This window comes from Gammaproteobacteria bacterium (assembly GCA_016200485.1).
Classification (GTDB): Bacteria; Pseudomonadota; Gammaproteobacteria; order Tenderiales; family Tenderiaceae; genus JACQEP01.
Map to the genome: position 1 here is coordinate 261,201 of JACQEP010000004.1, position 21,929 is coordinate 283,129.

The window sequence follows — 21,929 nt, forward strand, 5'->3', positions numbered from 1 at the left end:
CGCGCCCGCAATTAGGGCATGGTGATGGTGCGGGTACGAAGCTCATCCATACCTCCGCAAATCTGTCGTATTGCGCCGCCCGCGCGTGGCGATTGTGGGCACACCGCCCATGCGGCTGATGGCGGCCATCCACAACATATGCAGCGCATCAGGTCCATCGTCGTGATCGGCTTTGGGCCAGTGACGCAGCTGCTCCAGTAATGTTTTTTGCTTGGGATGAAAACGAATCAAGCCGTTGGCGACATGCGGTTGCAGGGATTCGATGCGCAGTGCTTTGTCCGCGTGTGGCGTGACCCCCACGGCAGGCACCGGTGTACCTCGCGCAGCGGAACGTTTGACCAGCTCAGTGCGCAGGAACTCCTGGAACTGTACCGCTTCCACTATCCACACCAGGCAGTGATATTCCACATGCATTGAGATCACATCTTCGATGATCCGGTCCGGCAAGCGTTTGGCGATCGCGGCCTCGACCACATCCAGAATGCCGTGCTCTCGATCAAAACCACCCACCAGAATCGCCGAGGGATCACGGCCCTTATTATTCTTGCCGAGCGAAGGATCGACGCTACCGAAAAATATCCAATCCCGGCACGGCATCACCCAATATTGAACCGTGCCGAAGGGCGCATCCTTGGAATTGATCGGATCGTTCTGCAGCTCGGAATCAAATGCCTCATGCCCGTCGCGCGCACGCACGATCATCAGGCGGTGTAACGGCCGTGCCGATGGCCAGCTCACCACCGCGCCCGTATCCATCATTGCCTGCCGCTCGCGGTAGAACGCCATCGCGGCATCCTCACCCTCATTGAGCAGAAATTCCTCGAACTTGTCCCACAAGTCCATGCGGTGCGGCCATTCAATCACCGCCTGAAAACGCTTGGTCCGCCACAGCGGGTTTTTCAGAATGCGCGACAGCACCGAGTCGTAATGCAACACGGTGCCTATATAGACGACATCCATCGAGCCATCGGCGGCACCCAATTTGAGCACGGTCTTTTTCAGCCACGATTCGAGCTTGTCGCGCTGCTCCGGGCTGCGCACGTTTTCATCATTTTCCAGATCGTCACAGACCACCAGGTCGGGCCGGTGCGGGCCATGCCGCAAACCGCGCATGCGCTTACCGGAACCGAAGGCCTGCACCTTGATGTTCTGCGCTGTAAGAATCACGCCCTGCTGCCACACGCGACCCTGGCCCACGGCCTCCGGAAAGTCCATTTGCAAACGTGGATTGGCTTCAAGCTCTGCCTTAATTGCCTCCGACATCGTCGCCGCCTGGTCGAAGGCGTCCATGATGATGGGAATGAAATGCTTCAACTGGAAAACAATGCACCAGATCACGAAGATCTGTGACGTGATCGTTGACTTCGCCTCACCACGCGGCGCCGCAACACCCAGCAACTCACCCGCGTGACTGTTCACGATCACCGGCAGCTCCTGATACAGAAATTCATGCAGCAGGCTGTTTTCATATTTGACATAGTGCGGGAAATAGGTGCGCGCAAAAAATTCGAGGCTGTCACGCCCCTGATTTCTACGTTGCGCCGAGGCGGCGGGGTCAACGGTGAATCCCGAGACCTCCGCCTCGATGATACGGCGCAGGTCATCGGCCAGCAGGGAGAGGCTGAGGAGGAAATTCTTGGGCGAGTGTTTGGCCATTAGCGGTCAATAAACAGAAACCACAAGACCAAGAGTGGCCATGAAAAAAATATGGCCGCACGGCGAGCGATGGTGTTTTTAGTTTCAACCCCAGCGCACATCCCAATTGCCTCTATCGCTACTTCGGTGACGAAATAACCGATGCACCAAACAAGCAGCAATACAATGAATAAAATAACGCTCACCCAAACACCTCGCTCACTCGCTGCCCAAATGGCTCCAGAATCGCCGCGAACGCTTCAAGCTGATGCGGGTAATGTTCACGGATAAATTTGGCCAACTCTTCGATCACTTCCAGCGCCACCGCCAGTTTCGCCAGTTTCGCATCGCCGCCACCGGCCGCCTTCATGGTCTTGGTGTAGGCGTCAGCGAGTTGTGAAAGCGCCTGCGCCTTGGCCAATGGATTGGCAGCGCCATCGCGGATTTGTTCGACCGTGGTTTGAAACAGCAGCACGAAGTCTTCGAGCAATTGCGCCGTCACGGCGCTGGATCCGCTCTCGGCCAGGCGTGAAGCCGCGCGCGCCTTGTCCCAGTCATCACCCGTCTCCGCCGCTTCACGTTTCCATTTGCGCGCGGTGCCATAACTCACGTCGGCCTTGTCGGCCGCCGCGTCCAGTGATAATCGCTCAAAGATATAGGCGCGCCTTACGACTGCGCGGATTTCCTGTGGATGCGCCACATCATGCTCCGTGGTTATTGAAGACTGCGGCCTTGACCGCTTCGGCGATGAGCATTATGCCGAGCCCGGAAACGCCTCCCGCGACCATGCCATTGCGGGCGGCTTGTGTTTCGACGTTACGCAATCGGTCATCAATACCGTCGATCTTGACCCCTTGCTTATCCACCGCCGACCGGATGCCGGTCAACTCGCCCTTGATTTCACCCAGCATCAGCATGACCTGATCATTGCCACTCATCGATAACCACCTTTCTTTTTGTCGTGAACACACTGGCACTCGGTACACCGCGCCGCATCCGGTTTTGCTTCGAGCCGATTGATCGGAATTGTGTTGCCACAGTCACGGCAACACGGCAGGCCATCGATCATCAACGGCTTCTCTGTTGTTTTGGTCTGCGTCAGTTCACGCTCAATGGCCGATTGATTCAGGCGATCGGTGAAGTCGCTGGCGGCATCGATGGGGTCAGCAAAACGTTCCAGCATTACAGCGCCCCCAGCCACGAGAATTTAAATTTCATAACGGTCTCCTTGTCCAAAATAATCACTCGCCACGCGCGATCTCCAGGGCGTCATCCATTGACCAGATGCCGGGGACGTAAATCGTCTTAGGTTTTCGCGTTAGGCGCGGCATCTTGATCGCCGTCATCTGATCACACAGCGCCTTACCGGGATGCCACGCGATATGCGTCCATTGCCCGAATTCGTGGATCAGTTGGTGATAGGTATCGAGGTTGGCCGCGATCAAATCACAGACCTGCAACGGCGTGTGCCCAGCCACGACAAAGTCAGCCGCTTGGCCTCGCAAATGGTCAGAGTCCTTTGAGCCGTTTACCCATTTATTAACGAGCGGCGGTCGATAACCAGAAGTGATATGCACCGGGCCTAATGCGTCACGGATGGGTTGCAACACCTGTAGGCATAATTGGGTAAGGTTGTAAAACTCAATCGACTCTAATGGAACATTGATCATAATGCCGTTACGCGCAGCGATATCGGAACGGGTGAACTCATCAAGGAAGAAGTTGCGGGAGAGCTGGATGCGCTTCATGCCGCCGCCTTCCGGTGGCGTTGCCGCGCGAGATGATTGCGCACATGTGCTTCGATCAACCCGAGCCACTCGGGCGGCACTTTCTCCAACGCGGCCGCACGCTCAGCGCGTGTGCGCATGAGGATGATTTCGGCGGCATAGTGCCGTGGGCGTTTGTTTTGTGGTGTGATGGCCATGACGGGATCATGGCGCAGAGGTTAACGTTTGCGAGGATGTGAAATAATTCGCAAACCGCAGAATCAGGTGAGCGGCTTATTGTGATCCCGTTTTGCCGAATAAATCAGGCGTCGGATTTTCGTTGTCGCTCTGGCAGATATTGATCACCTGACGACGGCTGAGTTTGTAATCTCTCGCTGTCCGGATTTTATTCGATCGCGCGACGGCGGCACGGATAGCGAGGTTACGCAGTTGCTTGACGATCTTGTCATCCTTCGGCAACTCGATCGTTTGCCCGGCCAGGTCAGACTTGGCCAGCGCCGCGATAGATTCAGGTTGCAGAATCGCCTTGAGCTGCTGCGAATGCTCGATGGTCGTGGGGATGTAACACGGTACGCCGCCGCGCCGCTGGAGCAGCAGAAATGTCTCAGGCAGTCCGATGATCGCGATCAGTCGCTTGATGCGCGGCGGCAGCAATGCCGGATCGACCAGCTGCAGATCATCCATTCAACGTCACCCCGGCATGACGGGCCTTGTCCTTCAACACTTCAATGCAACGATTCAGATCTGGTGATGATGCCCACTCCAGGCGAGCTTTACCGGTAATTGCGGCGCAGAATTTCAGCATCGCCTTTTCACTGCGGTCATACATCACACCTGCGTCAGCCAGCTGGCACCAGATCGCAATGATTTTATTGACGCGTGCGGTGCGCCAATCTTCGGTTTTGCCGCTGCTACGCTTGGAGGCGGGCTTGAATCCCTTGGCTTTCATCGCCTCCACAGCAGCCACCAGCGCGCCGATCGACATCGTGGTGGCAGACACATGTCCATCCTGCTCTTTCGCGCCGTGCGCGGCCAGGAAGGCGCGATAAACATCATCGTCCCAGCCGAGCTGCTGACGGCCGACTTGGAGCAGCGTGTAATAACGGTGGCGGTTGTTGGTCATCGGCTTTATCCTAGCTCTTGCTCGAACATATCAACGGTCTTATCATCCCTGAGCGGTATGACCTCACCCACAGGAACAAACGCCGTGCAACAGGGTTTGCCGTTTGCATCGTATGTCCATTCGTTTGGGTACTCAGGATTATTAACGTTGTAAATAAAAGTCGCGCTGACGATCGGACAACCATCACCGTATCCATCACGGTATGCCTTGTCACGTTCGCAGTGATCACACCAGGCTGCGATAAAACATTCACCCTCAGTGCCATTGCTTGGTCGATATTCCTCAGACATACATCCCCCTTTACTTGATTTTAAATTTCACCTGCAGCGCCACCGTCGACGCGACATGCTTTTCCACCTTCGGAATGAAAATCAGATTCAGCGCGACGCAGCGGCTCTTGATCATCATGTAGGGCGCGGCCATCGGGATCATGCGGCCATCGCGCCATTTGTAACCATCGATCACTCCAGCGAAGGCGCCGCCGCTGATCGACCCGTGCTCATAAGGCCGCCAGCCATAAACGATGTAATGTGAATCTTGCGATAAACTATTGCGATATTTGCCCGCTGCGATGAAGCTCTGCTTGTCGAGTTCCAGTTCCACGCCAATGCCAGGATTACGGCCGTTCATCCCGCTGGTACCCGGATGCCAACTGACGCCACCCATGTTCAGCCAAAGGGCGCGTTCATCGGCCATCAATGACGGCGCCGATAATAGGAGCATGAAGGCAATTATGTATCTGATCATCGTGTTCTCTCTTCGTTAAAATCGCCCCTTACGGGGGCTAGTCGGCGCGGTCATCCGGTTGGAAGGGACTAGACCCGCACTGCTGCTGATGTGTCGGCTCAGTCAGCGCACCGCCCGCGTGGCGCGGGTACGATGTGTTGACTACGCGACTTCTTCTAACTCGGTTTCAAACGGCACGATCACGAAGTCTTCCTTCTGCTGGATCGAGATGCCTTTGATGTGCTGCACTGCCTCTGGCTCGGCCAGCACGGCTTCTTTATCCAGCTCTTCCTTGATGCGGATGAAACGTAAGAGCTGTAAATCCTTGAGTGCCTGCAATACTTTGTCCAAGCCACGCGCAGAGACGGAAGGCGGCCGCATGCGCCAGCGTACTTCGCCACTGGCGAGGTTGGCGGTTTTCACCTTGCCGCCCTGGGTGAGCGTGTCACGGTTGGCTTCGCACCAGGTGTGCACACCTTCGGTGAGTGCAGAGATGGCGTCGGCATGTGGCCGCGCTTCCTCTTCGTATTTCTGGCGAATCGCCGCCAGTTCATCGTTCATGATGGTTTGAATACGGGCGCGCTCGCGTTGACGGCGACCGATCTCGGCGATAGCGTCGACAGCTTCTTCGCGGCTCTGCGGCACGCGGGATTGCACTGCCTCGGTTTTAATGCGGGTTACTTTGCTCATTGCGTTGGTTCCTCTTGGTTAAGTTCGAGCGCCACTTGCGACAGCAGCTCGGGGGTGGTGATTTTCCGCAGCGCTTTCTCGCGGCGCAGGGATGACATGGCACGCACGTGGTGCCAGTCGGCTTCTTCGGTGAGATCGTCCGGATTGTCGGCATAGAAATAGCCGCCGCCCTTGCCGGACTTATGAGCAATCGGTTCGCCCGCGCGTTGCAGCGCTTCAATCATTGAGCGCAGCGGGCGAGTTTGGTCGATGCGCCGCCAAGGGATAATCACGTCGCCGGTGGCAGATGACCACAGTGCTTCCTTCTTGATGCAGTTATTCGGCCCGACATGTTGCTTGAGGATGTCGAGCACTCGTTCCTTGATGACCTGACGATCCATATCGATCATGAAATCTCCCCTGAATGTTTGCGGCCACGGATTTTTGCCAAATGTTGGTCGGCGAGCGCTCTGCGTGCCGCCTGGTCAACGGGCTGTGGCGTACCTGTCCGGTTGCCTTCCGGGCGCACACGGCGTTGCTGTTCGATCTTTTGTTCTTTCTGGCCCGCCGCCTTCATGCTCATGTTGGCGACCACGGCGAAGAGATAGCCGTGATCCTTGAGCGGCAGGCGCAGCTTGTCGCGGGTGCCGAGCATGTGGTCGATGGCTTCGCGCCAGTAGTCGAGTGGTGCGGCCCAGCTGCGGCCGTCACGTTGTACCTCAGCCGCTTTGATGGCCGCCGCCAATTCATTCAATCGCGCCGCCAGCGCATCCATGCGCATCGCACGACACCCAGGACTGAACAACCCCATATAGGCAACAATGCGGCTGGCCAGCGACGGCGCAATCTCCAGCGCCGCCGCCAATGCCTGGCGTGCATGCGCATCCTGCAACGCCGCGTCGAGCGTGAACTTGAAGCCGCAATCGGGGCACACGCCCATCACGCCCATTGCCGCGCCCGCCAACTGAATTGCAGGAACAGCGGGCCCACGATCACGGTCATCGCCCGCCAGTGCAGCAGACGGGAGACATGCGCGGATAGCAGATATTTGCGCTCGCCGTAAGGCATGTCCTGGCCCCACATCGCAAATCCGCACAGACCTACTGACGCCATATAGCGTTTGCTGACTACGTGCAGCACGGGTTGTGTGGCGAGCATCATCAGTGATGCTCCTCATTCGCACCCATCAGTGCGGAGACCAACAATCCGATGACCATACCCATAAACATGCCTGTCCAGATCGCTAACACCATCCACCCGTTCATAGCTCGCACCCCCAATGTAATTGGCAATTTTCAAACGAGGTCGCCATCACCACCTCGCGCCCGCTGGCGGCGGGACGAATCATGTGCAGACCGCCGCCCAGCTTGGCGCGCAAATCTTCGTCGCGGCCGCGCAGCCAGATTTTGGGGCGCATCTCCGTGACATCGATGCAGGCGACATCGATACCCATTTCCTGCAGCTTCATCGTCGCGACCTCGGCAAGCGTCAGGTTGTAGAGAATCCGGTTTCTCATTGCGCCACCTCCATGTTTACGTGACTGACGTCAGCTTCAGCGCCAAACCGCCGAGTGCTAGCGAACAGCGGTCGTGACCTTCGTGATACCGCATCAAGAATTTCGCGCGGATAGTTCAGGAATGCCTCAAACAAAACGCCATAGCGCCATAGTTCACGCGCTTCAAACTCGTTGCCCCAATGCTCAATGTATTCATCGCTGAACGTTTGCATGATCAAACCCTCATCGCATGCAGGCCGGCCATCGTCTTGCTGTTGATGTCGCTGATTAATGACGCAGTGATGGCGGTCTTGTTATTGCGCGCATAGCGCCAGGTGTTGCGCAGCAAATTGCGCAGGGGACGGGCGCGGCCTTTACAGTGTTTTTCAAACGCCTTTAACACCTCTTCACCCAGCGTTTCATCGCCGGTTAAATAGGCGTGCACCATCATGCGGATGTCATCGCCGCTGACCTGCTCGGCGACGGACGGCCAGAACCCCACGCGGTCGCACAGCTGCTTGCGGCAGCCCGTGGCTTCCGTCAGTCGCGCCAGCAGTTCGATGTTGCCCACCAGGACTACCCCCACCTGGGCGATGTCGGAGATGCGGCGCAGCGCACCGAAGGATTTGTCCGGCAGGTGGTCCGCCTCATCCACCAGAATCACCCGGTCAGTGGTCCGCAGTGCATTGATCACCGCGTCGATCTTGGTCGCCAGGCTCGCGCTCGGCGCAATCACCGTCCCCGTGGCGGTGACCACCATGCGCACAAAGGTGGAGTTGTCGATGCCGTCGAACGCCTCGACGATGATGGCGCTGGGCGAACGGCGGGCGTATTCACGCAGAGCTGTGGTCTTGCCGATGCCCACCGCGCCGTAATAAACACCGATATCCTGATCGCTATGCGCGCGGCGGCAGATGCGATCCACGCTCTTGTAAATAGAGGTCTCGCAGAATGGGATGTCCGCCCGGCCCGAGCGGTCACGCTCCAGCTGACTGTCGATGGCATCCACCAGTTTCAGCAGCCACTTCGCGGGCGGCGAGAGGAACTTGCCATTAATCACCTGGCTCATCGTGCTGCCATCCACCCCCGCGGCCCGCGCCAGCTCCGCCTGGCTGTGCGACCCCACCGCCAGCCAGGCGTGAATGCGCCGGCACTGCTGTACATCCTCGGCCTGATAGTGGGCCGGGTAACTGATTTCCTTGCTCATGCTATACTTCCTCCTGTTGTTGACGTTGTTGAAAGTGCTGCATCAAGGCTCAAAGGGATCGAACAGATTGGCGTCCAGCCGATCCCCGCGCGCCGGTTCAAATTCCGGGAGCGACCCGAAGGGGTCGATCTCGGTTCCGAATGATTCAATCGTGGTGAAGGTGTTGTTGAGGCCCATGTCTTCGATGACATGACTGGCCTGATCGGCGTCGATCCCGCGCTGGGCGCGGCGTGCTCTCTCCTCTTTCTTTAAATCCAGGCGTCGTTGTGCATTGCTCTCGGCCTTGATTCTCTTGTCTTCCATTGCGGAGGTGGAACGATAAGGGGCGCTCTTGATTTTTTGGGCATCACAAATCCAGCGTTCCTGCCCGTCCAGAATGCGCACGTAGCTATCGTCATAGATGTTGTATTCGACGATCACGCGCTCCTGGTTATAAGCGCCCAGGCTCGTCCTGTTCAGATACTCGCGATTCAGCAGACTGACCGCGCAGCGCTGCACGACGCGCGACGCATGATCCCAAAAGAATGCGTGCTCGATCTCCAGCGGCGGGCGCGGCTGGAGTGCCTGCCATAGGCTGGCGGGGGTGCCGCCGACTTCATGGTGGATGCGTTCTTCGTTGTACCAGCGGATAAACTGATCTAGCTCGACCCGGAACTGTTCCAGCGTCATCAATTGAATCTCGCCGCGTTCGACGGCGGCCAGATACTTCTTCAGCGCCTCGGGTGATTTGCCGGGGCCGCAGTAACCGGGGAAGCGGCGCAGGAACTCGTTCTGTAATGTCTGGTGCCAGCGCTCGATGTACCCGTTGTCCTTTGGGTTGCGTGCCCGCGGGTGTGTAGGATCAATGCCGAGACGGTCATAAAAACGGCGCACCATCTTGTTTGAAAAGCCGGGGCCGTTGTCCGCCTGCACATCGAGCGGCACATGGTTGTTCTTGATGATGGCATCGGTCAGCGCGTGCAATGTGGAGACAGCTGATTCAGACTCCGACAACCAATAACCCGCCAGATAACGGCTGCGCACATCAATGGCTGGCGTGATCTCGTAGCGCGCCGGACGCTGGCCCGTCGGGTGCTGCAAATAGATCGGCATCATGTTCCCATCCGACTGGTAGCAGTCCCCGACAGCGATATGCTCGACTGTGCGGCGCACATAGGGGCGTTGAGTGCTGTCGTACTTGAGGTCACCCAACCGGCTGCGATTGTTGCGCACGTCGGCGGGCAATGTTTTATGCCAGCTCCTGACGCGCGCCGGGGTGGCATCCTTGATCCCCTCCTGTTGCAGCATCTTGGCGATCCACGCAGGCTTCACGTCATTGGCGCTATACAGATAATGCAGCGCACGCGGCTCCCACTCGTACACCTGACGCTGGCTCCCCTTGTGCTTTGGCGCCCCCGCCAGCCGCTCACCCTGGAGGTACTTCGTGTACTGCTTGTCCCAGCGATACAGCGTGGCGCGATCAGGGCAGGCGCCGATCCTGGTAGGGCGCAACGTCACCAGCGCCGTCAGCAACGTGACCGGCAGCAGCCCCTTATTGAACTGGCGAACAAACTCGTCAATGCTCGGGTTCATGGAGTCAGTCCCCAGCCCGGCGCGTAGTTTGCGCACGTAGCGCATCACCACCACCAGGGCGTACTGCTTCTGCTCTTGCCTGGCAGACAACACAGGAGGCTCGGGGTCTGGCTCTGTGGCCCCCACTACACGCAGGTGTGGCGGCCGCTTAACGGCTAATCTGTGACTCATCGGTGGCTACCCCTGCTGCTTGCGTGGGCGGCCGCGACGGGGTTGCAGCGACAGGTCGATCTGCCGATGCTTGGCGCGCTGCTCCGCAATGGCCATGAACGACTGATACTGGCGCTGCCCGCGTGCCGCATCCTCTTCCGCCAGTTGAGGCGGGAGCACGTCGATGTCGGCGTGGTAATCCGCAAAGCGGTCAAAGCCGTGGGCAAACAGCGCGCTCGCCGTGGCATGCAGCCCCTGCAGGGCGTACATCAGCGGATGGACAATGGCGTCAAACTCGGCGCGCGGCAGGTCGAGCGGCAGCAGCGCCACCCGCTCCATCACCGACTGCAAGGTGTGGGCGTTGGCGCGCAGCGCCTCGGTCTCGTCCAGCACCGCCCGGCGCAGCTCCAGCACATGCTGGTTGGTCTCCGGCAGCAGCTGGCGGCGGCGCAGCGCCTCATCCTGCTCGGCAATCACCTCGCGCAGCTCCGCCTCCTTGGCGGCCTTCTTCTCCAGCTGCTGGCGCAGATTGATCAGTTCGCGCAGCTCCTCGCGGTTCATGACTGCGGCTTCATCCAGGGCGCCAGAGGCGAACAGGTCGTCGATCATCGGAGCGGGGGCGCTGGCCAGGGCGGCCAGCTTCCGTTGTGGCAAAGTTGCGGCGCGCCGCATATTTGCCTCTGACAGATGCACCAGCATGCTCGCTACTTTGATGTCTTCGTTAACGCTCCGGTAGCTGCGGCCCCGGTCCTCTATCCATCCCATGAATGCGCCGTGGCCCAGCTCCTTCTTTTTGAGCAGATAGCCGATGCCACGCCCGACCTTGCCAAAATCCTCTTGTAACTCCTCTCGTTCTAGCCATGCATTCAGTGCCTCTCCGTGCAGCGGCCGGCCCTCCGCCACTGGCAGATTACATTGCACCTGGTCTTGCAGCGCCAGCACCCGCTTGGCAATGATGCGCGCCTCGTCGTCATGCGCCAGGGCAATGTTGGCGGCGGGGGCCGGGGTGGTACTCTGTTTGGTCTTGCTCATTGATGCGCTCCCTCTTCGGTCCGTTGCCACGCCTTCTCATCCCATGCAACCGTCAGGTCGGCGTCGTTGATCTTGAGGTTGCGCGCCTCCTGCGCCAGTCGCTCCAGCATGGAGGCATAGCTATCCAGCGAATTGTTGAAGGCATCAAGTTGAGGCCTGTTTTCGAACGTCAGGGTTGCGCCGTTATTGCCATGAGCGCCGAGCAGCCACATCGCGCCAGCGCGGATGAAGTGCTCCAGCGGTACACGAACCACCTCTTCGCGGTCATCAAGCGCTGCCTCATAAGGGGGGAGCTGCGAGGCGTTGATTGATGGGCTATTCCCCACGTTGTAGTCGTTGTCATACCAGTCAATCCACAAATAGAGACCGCGACACACATCCGCCTCAAATTCATCCTGCACACGCGGTGCCTGTGTGCGCGTGTAGCGCCAGCCGCGATTGCTCAGCTTCGGTAAATCAATTACGTTTTGATCACTCATTCATTCATCTCCATTTTCGAAATAGACGCCAAGGGCGCAAACAAATGGTTGTAGTAGTCGTTATGGGCGCGGCAGCGTTCCAGCAGCTCGCGCACGGTCAAGTCCTCGATGGGGCCAAACTGCGTCAGGCGGCGGGCCAGCCCTGCGGTATAGTCGAAGTTGCAATCGGAGTGGCTGCCGATCTCGCGCAGCACCTCGCAGACATGGGTGTGGGTGGGGTCGATGTGGGTGAGGGGGGTCATGCGGCACCTCCGGCGTGATTTGGAGATAGGCCCATCACGCTTGCGGCAATCATCCCGAGGGCATATCCGGGGATTTCGAATGTCCGCCACATCTCCAGAGAGAATTTATGAATGTCGCCGATCTGTGCCAGTGTGAACTGGCCATCGGCCAGGAATTGAGCGGTTACCTTTATGTAGGGCAGCAGCTCTTCGGATGACGGGGTGGCGTTAAAGTCGACTGAGGTGTTCATGCCGCCGCCCCTCTTTTGCTCGGGGTGTCATACCGGCCATTGGGAAACAGGCGGTGCAGCGGGGTGTTGGTGACTTTAGAAATGAAGCTTGCTATTTTGTGGCTACGGTGTTGGTCACGAATGACCTGGCTAATGGCTGACGGCTGCACCTTGAGGTACTTGGCCATCTTGGAGGGGGGCCAACCAGCCTTCACCATCAGTGAGTAGATGTCTGCCCAGTGCATGGGGGACTCCTTGAATATTGGGGGCGGCCTGGCAGGGCTGCCATTTTTTGGGGTGTCGGGCTGTAAATTCGCAGCCGTTGAAAGGAGTATAGATACGGTTTACCGTATCGTCAATACATATGGATACGGTTTACAAAAGATTTATTGAGGAACGAGAGCGTCTTGGTCTGAAGCAGGGGGATGTGGCGGAACTGTGCGGGGTAAGAAAGGCGACTGTTTCAGCGTGGGAGAATGGTTCCAAAATCCCACCTGAAGCTCTAGCGATACTGATGGGTAAGGGGCTGGATGTGTTCTATGTCCTGGTCGGTCCCGGTATTGATGGCCCTCAGCCGCTGTTGCTAACGCTGCAGGAGCGCGAAGTGATGGATGGCTACCGCAGTCTGAGCGAGGTAGCGCAGGGCCAACTACGCGCCTATTTGCATGCCAAGCTGGAAAGTGATGTGAGCAAAGGAACCGCCCGTGGTGTGCGTGAACGAAAGAAGCAAGACCAATAAAGATAAACAAGGGGGGGTAATCATGGGGTTTTGGAATACGTTATTTGGGGGTAATAAAAATAATCAGCCAGCAATGACCCTCACTGTTTCCGAGGTAACTGTTAGGCCGGATACGTCTGAAGAAGCGCGGGCGGATCAACTGCTGAAGGATGCTACTCAAAAGAGGAATGAGAAGAGCATGGATGAAGCTATATCGCTGCTTCAGGAGGCGTATGGACTGATGGCGCGATCAACAACCTCTTATCCAATTAAAACATTCCTTCGCCCCCCGTCTTATTTGCTGCTAGCAGATCGATGCCCAGAGGCAATGGTTGAATTCAAAAAGCTGCTCATTAATGCGCCAGTGAGGATTGCCAAAGAATATTCTCATTGTACCAGGCAGGAACAGCAGGGGCTTGCTGCGATGGATCGGTCGGTAATTTTGGGGGATATGTGTTCTGTAATGCAGCGGATAAAGAAGTTCGAATGTGCGGTTTACTATCAAGTACTCACCGACGCTAATCATGCTGTTGGCTTGAAGTTACAAAAAAGGGTGGATGAGCAGGAGATGTACAGAGATCGCGAAGTCTGGGGTGATAATGTGGATGAGTTATTAGCTAAGGCTGGGAAAGAAGAACTCATGAATGCCTTGGTGGACAGGTGCATGGTCTTTGCAAAAACATGTTCGCTTCCTGCGCTGGATAAGCTTGCAATTGATGTCGCAGCGCTGCTCGAAGTAGAGGCGATCCTCAAAAAAGGATATGTATGAAAAAGATGAATGGATTCGCGTTGCTGATCTTCGAAGCATTGTTTTTTTGTGCGGCGAATGCGTCCGGCGATAATTCAACTCCAGCCGACAGGAAGGCAATGGATGAGTTTAGACAGTCGGTCTTTGTAAAAGATTTATACGTATCGCCAGACCATATGAATATCGGGGTGCTTCGTCGAGAAAAACAATGGGGGTCTTCAATGTTTGCTCGGTGGGCCTGCGGTATTTTGGCGCGCAATGGAAGCCAGCTCGCCGCTGTCCGGTTTGTTGATATTGAAGAGGTGGTACATCAGAACAAAAGCCCTACACAAGCGGAGATCAGCGAATTTTATTGCACTCCATCCAGGCTACCTTAAAACACCCCCCCAGCCAAACGCCCCACAAGCCGCCACACCCCTCCGGGTGCGGCCCTTGTATGGATGCGGTCATGAAAACGGTTTTTCAAGGGGTTTCAAAGGCCTTTAAACGCTATTGCCAGCGCCGCCGCTTGGGTGGAGCGCCAGCGGAACCGGGGCGGGCAATCGGAAAGGAGGGAAAAATGAAGAAGCAACGTCCATTTCTCGTTGGATGAGCTGGCAACTGATATTGCAGCCCTGCTCGAAATAAAAATATCCTGGTCGCCCAATGGCCCGAAAACGCCACCTTAAGGCGCTTCGCCGGGATTCCCGCCACCCTTACCTAGGTTTTGGGTGTTCCATCCCGTCCACGCGCCTTAACCCCATTTAAAAACCATTTAAAAACGATATACGGTGCCGGGGCTATGGCAAAAATACAAACGGGGCGCGAACAGCGCCCCTTTTTTCATCAATCGTTATGGTGAGGAGGGAAAAATGAACGATGAACAAGGTGAATATTTAAGTTGGTGGCGTGTTATTGAATTGCTGTGGCCGTTGAATGATATGTTTCGCGCGCGCCTGATGGACATCCGCAAGCTGGAGTATGATGAGGCCTTCGAAGAGGAGGCGGACTCCGCCATTGCCGCCTATGTTAAAGCTCCAGGCGCGGGCGCCTGGAGCGGCATCTCTGCGGGGGCGTGGCGTGTATTGTTGGAGCGTCACCAGCAGAGGCTGGAGTTGGCAATGCATAATGAGATTGAGGGCGTGCGCCCTCTCACGGCGCCGGCAGGTCTGAACGAAGCCGATCAATTAATCTTTCTAATGCTGGTTTGGCTTGGGCGAATGAAGCTTCCGTTTCCAGCAGCCGACCGATCTCTGCTCGAATTATCGGCAGGGCGGCCATCGCCCTCGGTGAAAGGGCATTGATGCTGAATGCTCGAGCCCTGGCTTCATTGATCATTGCGGTGGATATCGGTTTCATGGTGGTCTCCTTGTAATCCATGTAGGGTGGGCGTGCTTGGCGCGCCCGTGGGGAAGTTGAGTCAACAGAAGGAGGATGCAATGACAGAGATTGAGTTAGAAAAGTTTATTTCAAACGCCATATCAAGTGCTCCTGTCGGGAAAAAAGTAGAGGTCAGATTCTCTGGTGTGGCCGTCCCCATCGAAATTAAAATGAAGTTCGCGGGTGGATGGGTGATCAATTACATCCTTATCCCCGGCATGCCCTTGGAGTTCATCAAAGGCGAAGCAGGCTATCTGAATGAAGTTGGTATCGCCCTCTTGCCCAATGATGGGCTTAAGTAATAGGTTGGCGCCGCTTTTATTGCGTAGAGAAACTTTTAATTCGGACTGCATGTTCATTCTCTTATTCTCCATCCGGCGGGTTACGCTGCGCTAACCCGCCCTACATTGGTATCAGACGGCGCTTGACGTAAACGCCTGCAAGATGCACGCTATTACTGCTACCTGAATATTCCCACCTGTGAAATTTTTCGCAACTCAATAAACACCTTCGCCGCTGCCATCATGGCGGCATGTCAAAGGCAAACGTTCTCCACTCTGATTTTCGCGGCTTCGATGACTTCATCGAGGTCTTTCGTGCGGGCGAGCAGGTGTCATCCGATGGCACGCGCCGCACCTGGTCCAACGATGAACTGGACCAGATGGTGGCTAATCATAGTGCCGCCACTGCCGCGCCCATTGTGATCGGTCACCCTCAGGTCAACGATCCCGCCTACGGCTGGGTGAATGAATTGAAGCGTGATGGCGATTCGTTATTCGCCAAGTTCCGCGATGTGCATCCGGAGTTCTCCAAGGCTGCCGAGGATGGCGCCTATCGCAAGCGCTCGGTGCGCGTCTATAAGACACCGCAAAACGGCTTCGCCCTCGAACACGTGGGCTTCCTGGGCGCCAAGCGCCCGGCCATTGCGCTCGATGCGATGAACTACTCAGCCCGCGCCGAGGGTGAGGTGTTCGATTTCGAGGCGGATTGGGTTACGCCGAACATCTTGGCGCGGATGATGCGCCGGATGCGCGAGTTCCTGATCGAGAAGTTTGGCGCCGAAGAAGCCGACCGCGTGATGCCGGACTACGAAGTCAGCAGCCTGGCCGATCACGCCAACAGCATCATGAACGACAACGCCAAACCTTCATCTATTTTTTCCGCTCCCAACAAAGGAGAAACCATCGTGACACCAGAAGAACATCAAGCAGCGCTCGATGCCGCTGTTAAAAAGGCGCAGGCCGATTTCAGCGCACAACAAACCACGCTGCAACAGCAGCTTGACGCCGAACGCCGTCAACGCCTGCAGGGTGAATTCTCTGCCTTCGTTAAAGGCAGCCATCTGACGCCTGCTCAAGCAGAAGGCGCGGTGGACTTCATGCTGCAGCTCTCCGATGCCACCGAGGCGCAGTTCGAATTCAGCGCCGGTGAAGGTGATAAGGCGCAGAAGATCAAGAAGTCGCCGCTGCAGTGGTTTAAGGATTTTGTCAGCGCCGTGCCGCAGCAAGTAGCGTTGGGTGAGAGCGCCGCTGAAAACGTGAAAGGCGAACGCGCCGAGTTCACAGCGCCACAGGGCCACGCAGTGGATGGCGAACAGCTCGCGAAGCACCAGAAGGCGAAGGATTACCAAGCCGCCCATCCGGGCACCGATTATATGACGGCGGTGTCCGCCGTCAGCAAGCTATAAGGAGCTATCCATGAGTCAACAGAACATTGCATTGCTGACGTTGGCGGTGACCCTCACCGGCACCGTCGCCGCTAACCGCTTCGTCACTCCGGCGGGTGCGCAGGCAGGCGCCGATGTCAACACGCTGGGCGGTGCGCGCACGGCGGGTGTGTCCGGCGAAAAGATTCCGGTGGATGCCCTCGGCACCGCTGTCATCGCAGCAGGCGCCGCTGTGGCCGCTGGCGCCACGGTGAAGTCCGACGCCAATGGCAAGGCCATTACCTGGGCAGTCTCCGGCGCCAAGGTGGGTATCGCGCTGGAAGCCGCGACTGCCGCCGACCAACTCATCGAAGTACTTTTGATTCCAAACGCTGCATAAGGAGACTGAACCATGCCGCAATTAACTCCCAGCCAGGCTCGCGTCATTGACCCGATCCTGACGACCGTAGCCCAGGGCTACAAGAACGCCGACCTGGTAGGCGAATCGCTGTTCCCGGTCGTGCCCGTCGAACAACGCGGCGGCAAGATCATCTCCTTCAACAAGGAAGACTTCCGCCTGTATGCGACGGGCCGCGTGCCAGGCGGCAACACCAAGCGCGTGCAGTACGGTTATCAGGGCAGCGCGTTTGCGCTGGAGCAACATGCGCTCGAAGGCCTGGTGCCGTTCGAACTCATGGAAGAAGCGAATGCCGTGCCCAGTATCGACATGGCACGTATCGCGGTAATGAAGACGCAGAACATCATCGCTCTCCGCAACGAGAAGGCGCAGGCCGATCTGGCGACCACCGCAGCCAACTACGCCGCCAGCAACAAGACCACGCTCTCCGGCACCTCGCAATGGAACGATGCGGCGTCGACGCCGATCGCCAATATCGAGACCGCCAAGGAAGCAGTGCGCAGCCTGATCGGTCGTCGCCCCAACACCGTGCTGCTCTCGGCCAAGGCGTTCAATGCACTCAAAGTGCACGCCTCGATCATCGACCGCATCAAGTACACCGGGCGCGACGTGGTGACCACCGAGTTGCTGGCATCGTTGTTCGGTGTGCAGCGCGTGATGGTCGGTGAAGCTGTGTATGAAGACGCCAGCGGCGCCATGACTGACGTGTGGGGCAAACATGCAGTAGTGGCCTACACCGAAGTCGGCGGTCTGGTTGACATGGGCCTGCCGAGCTACGGCTACACCTACCGCCTGCGCGGCTACCCGATCGTCGAGTCGCCGTACCAGGATCGCAACGCCAAGAGCTGGGTGTACCCAGTGACCGATGAACTCTCGCCTGTGATCGCAGGTGCGAGCGCCGGTTATCTGATCACCAATGCCGTGGCGTAACGGGATTCCCCGCGGGAACGCCGCTGATCCAGGCGTGACGCTGGGAGAGACCAGATTGAATACCGTGATGATGAGGATGAAGGGCGGCTCTGCCTGAGGTGTGTTGGCCGTACAGCATGGATATCGGCCCGCGACCAAACGTAGCCATGCCGGTAACCGCCCGACCCAAGCAGTCTCCCGGCGCATCTGCGCCGGGAGTTGGGATTAACCCGAGGAACCCAATATGACCCAGAAACGCTACGAAGCATTGACGCCGATCAATCACGACGGCGAAGGCTACGCCATCGGCGCCGACATCGAACTCGACGGCAAACATGCGGACTCACTGCTGGCGGTGAATGCTATTAAGCCTAAAGAAGCCGCTGCAGATAATGCGGGCAGCGATACGAGCGGCAAAGTTGTCCAGCTCAAGACCAAAACCACTGAAAGCGCCGACGAACCTACGACTCCAATCGGCCGCCAGGCAGAAATCGTTAAGGCAATCGCCAAGCTCGATGCGGACAGCATGGCGCACTGGACCAAGGACAAAAAGCCGGACGTCAGCGCGCTGAATGAAATTCTGGGTTGGGCAGTGAAAGTCACCGCCGCCGAGCGCGATGCGGCGTGGGCGATGTTGCAACCGAAGGACAGCGCCTGATGTTTGTGCTGGCCATCATCGGCGTGATCGCGTTGATCATCGTAACGATGATGGCCATTGCGGTAGCTGTCATTCTGCGCGGCCGCAATTGTGTGAGTTACGCATTGCCACGCTGGCTGCGCGGCGAGGCGAAATATTTAGTGATTCGGTGGTCACGTGCGCGGTGGCGCGGATTGCGAGTTCCGCATTTATTGATCATGCGCCATGAGGGCAGCGAATTACATCACTGGCAACCGCACGAATTCCGCGATGGTCCAGTCGCAGATGTGAGCAGCAAATCACTCGGGTGGATTATTGATCACGACGGCTATGTGAAAACCGGGGACAAATAATGCACGCAAACGGCATAAAAGAGACAACTATAACGGCAGGGAACGGCACCGTGACATTGTCAGCCGTCACCGGCTTTGTGCGTTTTAGTGACGCATTCGCAATCAATAGTCTGTGTAGTTACGCGATCCACGATGGTAACAATTGGGAATGGGGACTGGGTATCGTGCTGGCTGGCAACACGTTACAGCGATATAAGGTACTCGCGACCTATGCCTCCGGCGTCTATAATTCCGCGACGCCGACGAAATTGGTGCTCTCAGGAGCGAGCGCAGATGTAATATGCACTGCAATTGCCGGCAATTTTAACGCGACGATGCCTGCAGTATCTTCAAACATTGTGGGCGCGTTTGTTGCGTCGGAACACATTGCCGGGTTTGGCGGCGCTACTGTAACGCTGAGTGCGAATCGACTATATGCAACACCGTACCTAACGCAGGGCATGATCGCTGTCAATTCGCTCATCTGCTATGTATCGACCGCGGCGGCGGGGAAAAAAATCCGCATCGGCCTCTACGATATCGATGCGTTTTCGGGTTATCCGAATAATCTGATACTGGAATCGACCGATATAGACGCGGGCACCACGGGCAAAAAGACCTCAACCTTCAGTACTAAACGACTGAATCCGGGCTGGTATTACGCCGCCGCCATCAGTGATGGCGTCCCAGCAATGTTGGCATCGCCCGCATCCGCAGCATCGTTTTCACCGGTCGGCATGGATGCCTCGTTGTTGCAAAATACCTATACGTATAAGGATGTCTCCGCCGGTTGGTTAGCGTTGCCTGACCCGGTTTCGCCGCCCTTCATGTTCAGCAACTCAAATTCGCCATTAATCGTACTGGGGTCCGCATGATTACGTACGCCGAAAAAGGGTCGGGGCTTCATCGAGTTATCGCGGCCTCGGGTCATTGGCTCGAGCAACGCAATGGCGAGTGGATATCGAGCAATGACGCCGCCGTCCAGACGATCATTGACGGCTACATGCTCGCCGACACGCAGGCTGAAATATGCACTGCCATCGACGCGCACGCCGCGACAGTGCGCGAGCGGGCGACCGCCGGAGTATCAGCGGCGGAAATGTCTAGCTGGAGCCTGAAAATTGCCGAGGCCCGCGCCTATACGGCGAGCGGCAACGCCAGCGATGCGGCGCCGCTGTTGACTGTCGAGGCACAGATTCGCAATGTGCCGTTGCAAGCAGTCGTAGATCGCGTGATGGCGAAATCCACTGCGCTCCAAATGCTAGAGGCGACCATTGCCGGTGTCGCGGGGCTGCATAAAGATGCTGTGCGTTCGACGACGAATTTCGCGGATGCGCTGGCCTATGATTGGTCAACGGGCTGGCCCGCGTTATGAGTTTCGGATCAGCACCCTTTGGCACGATCCCACTGGGTACCACACAGGCTAGTGCGGGTGGCGGCCCAACACTGATCACAGCCAGTGATACATTGTCTGTGTCATTGAGTGACGTCTCCGGGTCGGTACTTCTATCCAGCCTGGCCGACGCGCTGGACATTTCAATCACCGACACGGTTCAGACGGTTTCAGTCGTGATCGCCACTGCAGATACCCTCTCTGCTGCCATTACCGATGCGCAAACCAGTCAACTCTCCAGCAACCGCACCGATGCGCTCGATCTCGCCATTAGCGAGGCAGTGAATCTTCTCTCATTGCTGACCCGCGCCGACGGGCTGGATATGTCTGTCACCGATGTCAGCAATCTGCTGGTAAGCCTGGCAGCCAGCGATACCGTGAGCATGTCCACCGCTGAGGGGTTGACTAATATTGTGGTCGCGCTGCAACTGGCCGATACCCTCGGCATCTCGATCACGGATGCCACGCAGGCAGTGTTCGCGCTCTTGGCGCGGACGGATGCTCTGAATATCTCGATTGTCGATGTGTCGAACAATTTCTCCACGCTGGCGCGCAGCGATGCCGTGACGATGTCAGTGACGGATGGTGCAACGATTCAAGTCACTCTGATCACGGGCGATACGGTGAGCCTGTCACTGACCGAAGGGTTGACGAATATTGTGGTCGCCCTACAGCTGGCAGACGCGCTCGGCGTTTCAATCACCGACGCCGCGCAGGCCGTATTCGCGTTGCTCGCCCGCGCCGATGATCTCAATGTTTCCGTGGCCGAATCCGTCAGCATCCTGGCATCACTGAACCGCGCCGACACGCTCGATCTGAGCGTGGCCGAACAAACCACGCTGCTGGGGTTAATCCAGGCGCTCGATACGTTGGCAGTGTCCGTGACCGATTCGGCATCGCGACAGGCGATCGGCAGCATTATCGCGCGGCTCACAGCCAAGCTCAGCATTTATCCCACGCTCGCGGCGGCACTGAAAAATTATCCAACGCTGTCGGCATCGATTACAGTTACTCAACGCTAAACGGCAAGACAAAGGTGAACTAATGCGCAACGAAAAAATGCAGGCACAAATTACAGAGCAGCGCTTCGAACTGGTGAAGTTCGATGGCGAGCCGCCAGCGCCAGGCGAAGTCAAGGAGCCCGCCGAGATCATCGAGGGCGGCGATGGGATTGAGACGGCCATCACCTACCGTAAGGGCGAGGGCGACACGCTCAAATTGTTTACTGGCGACGGCAATGGCTACGCCATCTTGGCAAAAGAGGAGCCACGTGTATGAAGATGAATATGCATCACTCAGGGTTTTGTGGTGAAAAAAGCTATGAGCCGGGCATTGTGGATGTGAATCACGACCACGCCCGCATGGTGTTCCTGCATGGCCACGGATGTCCGGTGAATGAAGCCGATGAAGCGTTGAGCTTTGATGATGCCTGTGCACTGTTCCGGCTGCAGCCGGCCGAGATCGTCATTGCCACCGTCAACCACGCGCCGCAGGAGGCTTAATC

The 21,929-nt window shown here is 57.3% G+C and carries 38 protein-coding genes; 15 read left to right on the forward strand and 23 right to left on the reverse strand.

From position 1 onward, the window contains the following. Positions 1-42 precede the first annotated feature (42 nt). From terL to HY272_01885, 23 genes are all read right to left on the reverse strand, one after another. A complete protein-coding gene (terL, locus tag HY272_01775) occupies positions 43-1,656 on the reverse strand; it encodes a phage terminase large subunit (GenBank protein MBI3771424.1) in 1,614 nt (537 codons plus the stop codon). Between the two features lie 181 nt (positions 1,657-1,837). Beyond that, on the reverse strand, positions 1,838-2,335 hold the full coding sequence (locus HY272_01780; protein MBI3771425.1) for a DUF1804 family protein: 498 nt from the start codon (positions 2,333-2,335) through the stop codon (positions 1,838-1,840). A gap of 1 nt (position 2,336) precedes the next feature. Beyond that, positions 2,337-2,573 carry a hypothetical protein gene (locus HY272_01785; GenBank protein MBI3771426.1) on the reverse strand — a complete coding sequence of 79 codons (237 nt, stop codon included), beginning with the start codon at positions 2,571-2,573 and terminating at the stop codon, positions 2,337-2,339. Further along, positions 2,570-2,818, reverse strand: a complete 249-nt coding sequence (locus HY272_01790; GenBank protein ID MBI3771427.1) for a TraR/DksA C4-type zinc finger protein — start codon at positions 2,816-2,818, stop codon at positions 2,570-2,572. Before HY272_01790 ends, HY272_01785 begins: the two co-directional genes overlap by 4 nt. 58 nt (positions 2,819-2,876) lie before the next feature. Further along, complete coding sequence (locus tag HY272_01795; protein MBI3771428.1) at positions 2,877-3,383, reverse strand: peptidase M15A; 507 nt, start codon at positions 3,381-3,383, stop codon at positions 2,877-2,879. Then, positions 3,380-3,559 (reverse strand): hypothetical protein, encoded by a 180-nt coding sequence (locus HY272_01800; GenBank protein ID MBI3771429.1) that lies wholly within the window; start codon positions 3,557-3,559, stop codon positions 3,380-3,382. The genes HY272_01795 and HY272_01800 overlap by 4 nt, the downstream gene beginning before the upstream one ends. Before the next feature lie 76 nt (positions 3,560-3,635). Further along, complete coding sequence (locus HY272_01805; protein MBI3771430.1) at positions 3,636-4,046, reverse strand: hypothetical protein; 411 nt, start codon at positions 4,044-4,046, stop codon at positions 3,636-3,638. Further along, on the reverse strand, positions 4,039-4,485 hold the full coding sequence (locus HY272_01810) for a regulatory protein GemA (protein ID MBI3771431.1): 447 nt from the start codon (positions 4,483-4,485) through the stop codon (positions 4,039-4,041). Before HY272_01810 ends, HY272_01805 begins: the two co-directional genes overlap by 8 nt. Positions 4,486-4,490: 5 nt before the next feature. After that, a complete protein-coding gene (locus tag HY272_01815; protein ID MBI3771432.1) occupies positions 4,491-4,775 on the reverse strand; it encodes a hypothetical protein in 285 nt (94 codons plus the stop codon). A gap of 10 nt (positions 4,776-4,785) precedes the next feature. Continuing rightward, positions 4,786-5,232 (reverse strand): hypothetical protein, encoded by a 447-nt coding sequence (locus HY272_01820; GenBank protein ID MBI3771433.1) that lies wholly within the window; start codon positions 5,230-5,232, stop codon positions 4,786-4,788. 141 nt (positions 5,233-5,373) lie between these two features. After that, the gene (locus HY272_01825; GenBank protein ID MBI3771434.1) at positions 5,374-5,901 is read right to left on the reverse strand and encodes a host-nuclease inhibitor Gam family protein; all 528 of its coding nucleotides are present in this window, start codon (positions 5,899-5,901) and stop codon (positions 5,374-5,376) included. Beyond that, on the reverse strand, positions 5,898-6,290 hold the full coding sequence (locus HY272_01830; protein MBI3771435.1) for a hypothetical protein: 393 nt from the start codon (positions 6,288-6,290) through the stop codon (positions 5,898-5,900). Before HY272_01830 ends, HY272_01825 begins: the two co-directional genes overlap by 4 nt. Then, positions 6,287-6,829 carry a hypothetical protein gene (locus HY272_01835; protein ID MBI3771436.1) on the reverse strand — a complete coding sequence of 181 codons (543 nt, stop codon included), beginning with the start codon at positions 6,827-6,829 and terminating at the stop codon, positions 6,287-6,289. Before HY272_01835 ends, HY272_01830 begins: the two co-directional genes overlap by 4 nt. Beyond that, positions 6,820-7,041 carry a hypothetical protein gene (locus HY272_01840; protein MBI3771437.1) on the reverse strand — a complete coding sequence of 74 codons (222 nt, stop codon included), beginning with the start codon at positions 7,039-7,041 and terminating at the stop codon, positions 6,820-6,822. The genes HY272_01835 and HY272_01840 overlap by 10 nt, the downstream gene beginning before the upstream one ends. 100 nt (positions 7,042-7,141) lie before the next feature. Next, a complete protein-coding gene (locus tag HY272_01845) occupies positions 7,142-7,396 on the reverse strand; it encodes a hypothetical protein (GenBank protein MBI3771438.1) in 255 nt (84 codons plus the stop codon). Next, positions 7,393-7,608 carry a hypothetical protein gene (locus HY272_01850; protein MBI3771439.1) on the reverse strand — a complete coding sequence of 72 codons (216 nt, stop codon included), beginning with the start codon at positions 7,606-7,608 and terminating at the stop codon, positions 7,393-7,395. Before HY272_01850 ends, HY272_01845 begins: the two co-directional genes overlap by 4 nt. Before the next feature lie 2 nt (positions 7,609-7,610). Continuing rightward, complete coding sequence (locus HY272_01855) at positions 7,611-8,582, reverse strand: AAA family ATPase (protein ID MBI3771440.1); 972 nt, start codon at positions 8,580-8,582, stop codon at positions 7,611-7,613. A 42-nt stretch (positions 8,583-8,624) separates the two neighbouring features. After that, positions 8,625-10,325, reverse strand: coding sequence for a DDE-type integrase/transposase/recombinase (locus HY272_01860; protein ID MBI3771441.1), 1,701 nt, complete (start codon positions 10,323-10,325; stop codon positions 8,625-8,627). Between the two features lie 6 nt (positions 10,326-10,331). Further along, on the reverse strand, positions 10,332-11,336 hold the full coding sequence (locus tag HY272_01865; protein ID MBI3771442.1) for a hypothetical protein: 1,005 nt from the start codon (positions 11,334-11,336) through the stop codon (positions 10,332-10,334). Continuing rightward, positions 11,333-11,815 (reverse strand): hypothetical protein, encoded by a 483-nt coding sequence (locus tag HY272_01870; protein ID MBI3771443.1) that lies wholly within the window; start codon positions 11,813-11,815, stop codon positions 11,333-11,335. The genes HY272_01865 and HY272_01870 overlap by 4 nt, the downstream gene beginning before the upstream one ends. Beyond that, positions 11,812-12,057: a hypothetical protein gene (locus tag HY272_01875; protein ID MBI3771444.1), complete on the reverse strand. Its 246-nt coding sequence runs from the start codon at positions 12,055-12,057 to the stop codon at positions 11,812-11,814. Before HY272_01875 ends, HY272_01870 begins: the two co-directional genes overlap by 4 nt. After that, entirely contained in the window at positions 12,054-12,287 is a 234-nt protein-coding gene (locus HY272_01880) for a hypothetical protein (protein MBI3771445.1), read from the reverse strand. Before HY272_01880 ends, HY272_01875 begins: the two co-directional genes overlap by 4 nt. Next, on the reverse strand, positions 12,284-12,511 hold the full coding sequence (locus HY272_01885) for a hypothetical protein (GenBank protein MBI3771446.1): 228 nt from the start codon (positions 12,509-12,511) through the stop codon (positions 12,284-12,286). The genes HY272_01880 and HY272_01885 overlap by 4 nt, the downstream gene beginning before the upstream one ends. A 119-nt stretch (positions 12,512-12,630) precedes the next feature. Here HY272_01885 and HY272_01890 point away from each other — a divergent pair, with 119 nt between their 5' ends. The 15 genes from HY272_01890 (at position 12,631) to HY272_01960 (ending at position 21,927) form a co-directional block, all read left to right on the forward strand. Then, positions 12,631-13,005, forward strand: a complete 375-nt coding sequence (locus HY272_01890; protein ID MBI3771447.1) for a helix-turn-helix transcriptional regulator — start codon at positions 12,631-12,633, stop codon at positions 13,003-13,005. Continuing rightward, a complete protein-coding gene (locus HY272_01895) occupies positions 12,980-13,753 on the forward strand; it encodes a hypothetical protein (protein ID MBI3771448.1) in 774 nt (257 codons plus the stop codon). Before HY272_01890 ends, HY272_01895 begins: the two co-directional genes overlap by 26 nt. Further along, positions 13,750-14,109 (forward strand): hypothetical protein, encoded by a 360-nt coding sequence (locus tag HY272_01900; protein MBI3771449.1) that lies wholly within the window; start codon positions 13,750-13,752, stop codon positions 14,107-14,109. The genes HY272_01895 and HY272_01900 overlap by 4 nt, the downstream gene beginning before the upstream one ends. Positions 14,110-14,583: 474 nt before the next feature. Further along, positions 14,584-15,015: a hypothetical protein gene (locus HY272_01905; GenBank protein MBI3771450.1), complete on the forward strand. Its 432-nt coding sequence runs from the start codon at positions 14,584-14,586 to the stop codon at positions 15,013-15,015. 135 nt (positions 15,016-15,150) lie between these two features. Beyond that, positions 15,151-15,393 carry a hypothetical protein gene (locus tag HY272_01910; protein MBI3771451.1) on the forward strand — a complete coding sequence of 81 codons (243 nt, stop codon included), beginning with the start codon at positions 15,151-15,153 and terminating at the stop codon, positions 15,391-15,393. A gap of 230 nt (positions 15,394-15,623) precedes the next feature. Then, on the forward strand, positions 15,624-16,778 hold the full coding sequence (locus tag HY272_01915; protein ID MBI3771452.1) for a hypothetical protein: 1,155 nt from the start codon (positions 15,624-15,626) through the stop codon (positions 16,776-16,778). Between the two features lie 10 nt (positions 16,779-16,788). Continuing rightward, entirely contained in the window at positions 16,789-17,136 is a 348-nt protein-coding gene (locus HY272_01920) for a DUF2190 family protein (protein ID MBI3771453.1), read from the forward strand. Positions 17,137-17,148: 12 nt separating this feature from the next. Next, positions 17,149-18,084 carry a major capsid protein gene (locus tag HY272_01925; GenBank protein MBI3771454.1) on the forward strand — a complete coding sequence of 312 codons (936 nt, stop codon included), beginning with the start codon at positions 17,149-17,151 and terminating at the stop codon, positions 18,082-18,084. A 223-nt stretch (positions 18,085-18,307) separates the two neighbouring features. Beyond that, positions 18,308-18,721 carry a hypothetical protein gene (locus HY272_01930; protein ID MBI3771455.1) on the forward strand — a complete coding sequence of 138 codons (414 nt, stop codon included), beginning with the start codon at positions 18,308-18,310 and terminating at the stop codon, positions 18,719-18,721. Further along, positions 18,721-19,053, forward strand: a complete 333-nt coding sequence (locus tag HY272_01935; protein ID MBI3771456.1) for a hypothetical protein — start codon at positions 18,721-18,723, stop codon at positions 19,051-19,053. Before HY272_01930 ends, HY272_01935 begins: the two co-directional genes overlap by 1 nt. Continuing rightward, entirely contained in the window at positions 19,053-19,907 is an 855-nt protein-coding gene (locus HY272_01940; protein ID MBI3771457.1) for a hypothetical protein, read from the forward strand. Before HY272_01935 ends, HY272_01940 begins: the two co-directional genes overlap by 1 nt. Beyond that, positions 19,904-20,407 carry a hypothetical protein gene (locus tag HY272_01945; GenBank protein MBI3771458.1) on the forward strand — a complete coding sequence of 168 codons (504 nt, stop codon included), beginning with the start codon at positions 19,904-19,906 and terminating at the stop codon, positions 20,405-20,407. Before HY272_01940 ends, HY272_01945 begins: the two co-directional genes overlap by 4 nt. Beyond that, complete coding sequence (locus tag HY272_01950; GenBank protein MBI3771459.1) at positions 20,404-21,447, forward strand: hypothetical protein; 1,044 nt, start codon at positions 20,404-20,406, stop codon at positions 21,445-21,447. The genes HY272_01945 and HY272_01950 overlap by 4 nt, the downstream gene beginning before the upstream one ends. A 22-nt stretch (positions 21,448-21,469) precedes the next feature. Beyond that, positions 21,470-21,703: a hypothetical protein gene (locus HY272_01955; protein ID MBI3771460.1), complete on the forward strand. Its 234-nt coding sequence runs from the start codon at positions 21,470-21,472 to the stop codon at positions 21,701-21,703. Beyond that, on the forward strand, positions 21,700-21,927 hold the full coding sequence (locus tag HY272_01960) for a hypothetical protein (GenBank protein MBI3771461.1): 228 nt from the start codon (positions 21,700-21,702) through the stop codon (positions 21,925-21,927). The genes HY272_01955 and HY272_01960 overlap by 4 nt, the downstream gene beginning before the upstream one ends. Positions 21,928-21,929: the final 2 nt, after the last annotated feature.